6 protein-coding genes are annotated in these 4,694 nt (G+C 43.6%); 3 read left to right on the top strand and 3 right to left on the bottom strand.

Annotated elements, in window-relative coordinates; translation table 11 throughout:
- Window positions 1–402: 402 nt before the first annotated feature.
- From AC23NW_RS35830 to AC23NW_RS35820, 3 genes are all read right to left on the bottom strand, one after another.
- Window positions 403–720: a hypothetical protein gene (locus tag AC23NW_RS35830; protein WP_487455465.1), complete on the bottom strand. Its 318-nt coding sequence runs from the start codon at window positions 718–720 to the stop codon at window positions 403–405.
- 21 nt (window positions 721–741) lie between these two features.
- On the bottom strand, window positions 742–1,416 hold the full coding sequence (locus tag AC23NW_RS35825) for a hypothetical protein (RefSeq protein WP_487455463.1): 675 nt from the start codon (window positions 1,414–1,416) through the stop codon (window positions 742–744).
- 155 nt (window positions 1,417–1,571) lie between these two features.
- A complete protein-coding gene (locus tag AC23NW_RS35820; RefSeq protein WP_487455461.1) occupies window positions 1,572–2,486 on the bottom strand; it encodes a rep family protein in 915 nt (304 codons plus the stop codon).
- Between the two features lie 265 nt (window positions 2,487–2,751).
- Between AC23NW_RS35820 and mobC the strand changes: the two genes are divergently transcribed.
- The 3 genes from mobC to AC23NW_RS35805 form a co-directional block, all read left to right on the top strand.
- The gene (mobC, locus tag AC23NW_RS35815) at window positions 2,752–3,081 is read left to right on the top strand and encodes a plasmid mobilization relaxosome protein MobC (RefSeq protein WP_487455459.1); all 330 of its coding nucleotides are present in this window, start codon (window positions 2,752–2,754) and stop codon (window positions 3,079–3,081) included.
- On the top strand, window positions 3,065–4,171 hold the full coding sequence (locus tag AC23NW_RS35810) for a relaxase/mobilization nuclease domain-containing protein (RefSeq protein WP_487455458.1): 1,107 nt from the start codon (window positions 3,065–3,067) through the stop codon (window positions 4,169–4,171). The genes mobC and AC23NW_RS35810 overlap by 17 nt, the downstream gene beginning before the upstream one ends.
- Before the next feature lie 4 nt (window positions 4,172–4,175).
- On the top strand, window positions 4,176–4,694 hold a 519-nt coding region (locus AC23NW_RS35805), incomplete at its 3' end, for a hypothetical protein (protein ID WP_487455456.1).

The raw sequence follows: 4,694 nt of genomic DNA, 5'->3' as shown, positions 1-4,694 counted from the left end.
CCAAAGAACGCGATTTTTACCGCAATCAGATTGATAATTACAAAGCCCAAAACCCCACCTACGCTAACTTATTCCCTGATTACGACGACGGAGGTTTCTGGCAAAAAACAGAGAATCAAACTAAGCCCCAGAATCAACCTTAACACCTCAATACCGCAACAACGCACCTTAGACACAAAGATCTAACCATAAAGCAACTGCCCCCAAGAGTGCGCTACGCCAGTAGCCAAAAAATCTCCACCCTCATTCTTCGGGTTGTATTTTTTGGCTACTGCTCTTGTGTTCACTCGCTTTATGGTTAAAAAAAGCGTCTAAGGGTTCGTTGCTGCTACTTGTGTTCGTTAACGAAAAAAGGCCACTGAAATTTCAATGGCCTTTTTAAATATCGTTCCTCATGAAAATTTACTTAGAGACAGTAGTACTCTGTATTTCACTGACTCTTTTTTTAACAAAAAAATTATCAATACTCCAATAAATAGCGAACATGCATACACACAAAAAAAATGTACGGATTGCTTTATTTCGAATTTCTTCAAAATTTTTATTAATCCATAAATGATAAATGACAAATCCAGTAATCAATACAATAAGAAAAATCTGGATCCACAATCCTAAATAACCCAAGTTAAGAAAACTAATCGATACTTGGCCTCCAATAACAACAAATACAAGAGCTAAATTTTGCAATAAATCTAGCTGCTTAGATGTGATTGATTTCATAAGACATGTAAGATTTTAAAATTATCCTTCTACTGGAGTGCAAGTTTTCCAACATGTTCCAAATGTATCAATAGCAGCATTAACAGCAAATCCATAAGTAAATGTTGCTCCTATACCGCACATTATACCAGTAACAACACCTGCAGATAATAAACCACATCCTATAGTGGCAACTACAAGTGCATTATTCGCATAGTCTAAAGCAATATTAAGCGCCTCGCTGCAACCACCGTAACAATCACCCACCAAAGCAACTTTTGCCATCTTCAAGTTTTCATCTCTCTCTTCTTTAAACGAATCTTTAACTACTGATACAAATTCTTCATTACTCATTTTCTTCAACTCAGGTAAACTATTTTTTAATACCGACAAGTTTTTTGAAAAATCTGAATAAAAGTTAATCAGTAATTGAGAATTAGTACATACCTGATCTAATAAAACTCTAGAATCAGATTCGTTTTTAGCATTCCTAATTTTACTTTCCCAAACTAAAGCATCATTCCTATCCTTAACCAAAAATGCTATATTTTTATTTTGAACATCACTCTGAAATTTAATATTAGAATTCCAAAGATTTCTAAACGCTTGGTCAGTTCTAATCTTTTTAATTAAATCAAAACTAACATCCTTCTCAGAACACGATAGCGTACTTAAAAGGAAAAATAAACTCATTACAAGTAATAATTTGCTCTTCATAATATAACAAATTTAAGGTTATGGAATAAAAAGTATCATATGTAAATGTTTTCAATATACGGAAACAATATTACTCCATATACATACGATACAATGGTTAATACCTCACAACCACAAAAAGTAACAGACAACAACAAAAATTTTTGAAGTTACACTTATCTAACCTCATGATACAATCTCTCTTCAGATTCACTTGGTACAAACCCAGTCAATAACTCCCCATATTCGCTAACCCAATCTCGGTTTATCCATTGCCATACCCGTCCTTCAAATCCCCCCGGCAATTGTTGCCCAATCAGGTCCTCATCTTCAAATTCTTCTTCGACCATCGATAACCCACCAAATGGCTGATAAGTCCGCCGACCCCGCAGACACTGAAAGATCCAGTCAAGTTGCTCCGAGGTAGCTAAATAATCATCCTTCCCCTTTTGTTTGGTGACAATCTTAGTCGAGTACTTGGCTAATTCCATCAAGCTATCTTCATCCGCAGCACGAATATCCTGAGCCGAATCACTAATCTTCAATCCGGCTGCCACAACCCGCTTTTTCCACTGTCCTAATACCCATTCTGCATTCTCCAACCCTTCAATGAGCAAATGAAAATGGTAGTGATACATACCATCAGGACGACCAGTGCACTCGCATTTCCTCAACCCGATTAAGACACGACCACGGCCCAACTGACAGTCATTCCGATTTCGATGCAAAATGGAAGCCCAAATTTTCTGAAAGAGATTAATACGTTCTGGTAACTCTTCCTTCGTACAGGTGGCTGCTGTCAACGTCATAAATTGAAGATCTTGTAAATTCCTAAGCTGGGGGCCATACCCAAGGATAATCAACGCCGTCCGGATACGGTTACACGTCAGGCACCAACGAGCCTTACAATACTTACCAATCAGATTACCGGCATTATTCACCACCAACTCGTGGCAACAGTGATAAGTTGACCAATACGACTTGACCAAGGGAGAAACAGGGTTCCCTTTGAGAAGATAAATGGAAAATTTTATCGAAATAAATTTCGAACGAGCGCGCTTATACAGCGGTTCATCGTAGCTTTGTGACATAGGAACAGGGTACTCTAAACTTTGGCGAGTGCAAGGTAATCTGATTCCAACATATCATCCAAAAAGCCCGCCCACAAAGCGGGCTTTTTCGGTTTATTTTTTAGCCAACAGCCGAAAAAACCTTGGAAAAAATATGCGCGTTGTGCTAATTTATCAAGAAAAAAAGAGCAAGCTATGTTTTGGCCGGGCCAAAACCCGGTCGCCTATCGGCTCCCTACGCTTGCTCTACGAGGTCACCGCTACCGCTTACAACGACATAAACGCAATGGGAAGACCCCCTAAATCCGAGACTGACAAACGTACTAAACGGGTTGAAGTAGCCTTCACCGATGTAGAGTACAACCAGCTAAAAGCCTACGCCGGCAATCGAAACTTAGCCGGCATCATCCGGCAATTGATCCGCTACCGCCAGCCCGCAACAGGACTAGGCGAGGAAGAGCGAAAGGCCCTGTTTCAACTAGCCGGCATGGCCCGTAACCTCAACCAGCTTGCCGCACAGGCCAACGCCCAAGGCTATGCAGCTGTCGCCACCAGAGCCGACGAACTAGCTAATGAACTCCGACAAATCATCAGCCGCTATGATCGCAAAAGTTAACACCGGCCGCAGCTTCGGCGGCACCATCCGCTACCTCTACGAAGGCCACAAAGAGGAGCTGACCGATAAACGCGCCGAGTTACTCGACTACAACGGCATCCGGCCCAACAAAGAAGACATGATCAAGGACTTTAACCGCCATCGGTGGCTAAACCCCGATCTGGGCAATGCCGTTGGTCACGTTTCGGTCAGCTACCACCCGCAGGACAGCCATAAAGCCACTAATCAGGCCATGACCCAACACGCCCGGGAATTCATGGAGAAAATGGGAATAGACCCGGATCAAACCCAATGGGCCCTAATCCGCCATAGTGATCGAGGCCATGAGCATTTTCATTTGGTCTATAATCGGGTTGACTACAACGGGAAAACCATCAGCGACGCGCACAATTATAAACGTAGCCATGAGGCCACCCGCGCCATCGCTCAGGAATACGGCCTGACAATAGCCGCCGAAAAGAAAAAAGACCTCACCCGAACAACCACCGAACGCCTGCCCGGTCACGATCAGGCCCGGTACAAAATCTATGAAGCATTAACCAAAGAGGTTAGCCAGGCAACCAGCTTAGACGGCCTCAAAAAAGCACTTACCCAACAGGGCATTCAAACCACCGTTCAGAAAAACGGGCAGGGTATGAGCTTCAAAACAGGCGACCATGCTTTCAAAGCCAGCGAAATAGACCGCCAGTACACCGGCAGTAAAATACACGCCCAGATCGAGCTAAACCGGGAACGTCAAATGGAACAGCAACGGCAACAGGAACGCCGTATTGCCAGAGCCGAACGAACCCGACACAATTACCATACCCTGCAAGGCCATAAACAGGCCCGCAGTCAAACCAACACCCTTCACGCACAACAGGCCAGAGAACGGGCCAACAGTCGCCAGCAAAGCCAGCAAAACGACTTTGCCAAAGGATTTAGCCAGTTGGCCGACTTCATGAAGCAACGGGAACAGGAAAAGGCATTTAGTCAATTAGCCGACCTGATGAAACAACGGGATCAAAAACGACAACAGGAGAAAACAAACGAACAGCAAATCAAACAACAAACCCCAAAACAAGACCGGCCGAAAGGCTTAGGCTACTAACAGCATGGAAGAATTAATGAACCGAATAGCCAACGCCCTAGAAAAGGTCGAAGCTATCAAAAATACCAGCGATGCCAATACCCAGCAGTACCAAAAACTAAAGCAGGAATTAGCCACAGACATCAAAAAGGCACTTGCTGAGCGCCCAACAGCACAATACAACCTAGACCCCCAAGCTTTCGCCAAATACGTCCTTCCCCCCTTAGTACAAGGCTTACCCGATGTAAAGCAAGTGCAGGCAGCAGGAGCCGAGATCATCAACCAAATCAAAGCCGAACGCGAACGCATCCCCGCCAAGATTACCATTCAGGGCGATTTCTACGGCTTTACTAACTGGAAACCCTTCCTGGCCTATACTATTATCCTCATCCTTGCCGGTGCTTTTTCGGCCTACTCCTGGTATCAAAACCAAGAATCAGTCATCTATAAACAAGCCCTCGAAGTAGCCAAAGAACGCGATTTTTACCGCAATCAGATTGATAATTACAAAGCCCAAAACCCCACCTACGCTAACTTATTCCCT

This window comes from Arsenicibacter sp. R0_47 (genome assembly GCF_057652235.1).
This window is presented reverse-complemented; position numbering and strand designations above follow the sequence as displayed.

What these genes read in the sequence shown, in the direction of transcription:
- AC23NW_RS35830 (WP_487455465.1), bottom strand. Translation starts at nt 720, where the DNA reads ATGAAATCAATCACATCTAAGCAGCTAGATTTATTGCAAAATTTAGCT.
- AC23NW_RS35810 (WP_487455458.1), top strand. Translation starts at nt 3,065, where the DNA reads ATGATCGCAAAAGTTAACACCGGCCGCAGCTTCGGCGGCACCATCCGC.
- AC23NW_RS35820 (WP_487455461.1), bottom strand. Translation starts at nt 2,486, where the DNA reads ATGTCACAAAGCTACGATGAACCGCTGTATAAGCGCGCTCGTTCGAAA.
- AC23NW_RS35825 (WP_487455463.1), bottom strand. Translation starts at nt 1,416, where the DNA reads ATGAAGAGCAAATTATTACTTGTAATGAGTTTATTTTTCCTTTTAAGT.
- mobC (WP_487455459.1), top strand. Translation starts at nt 2,752, where the DNA reads ATGGGAAGACCCCCTAAATCCGAGACTGACAAACGTACTAAACGGGTT.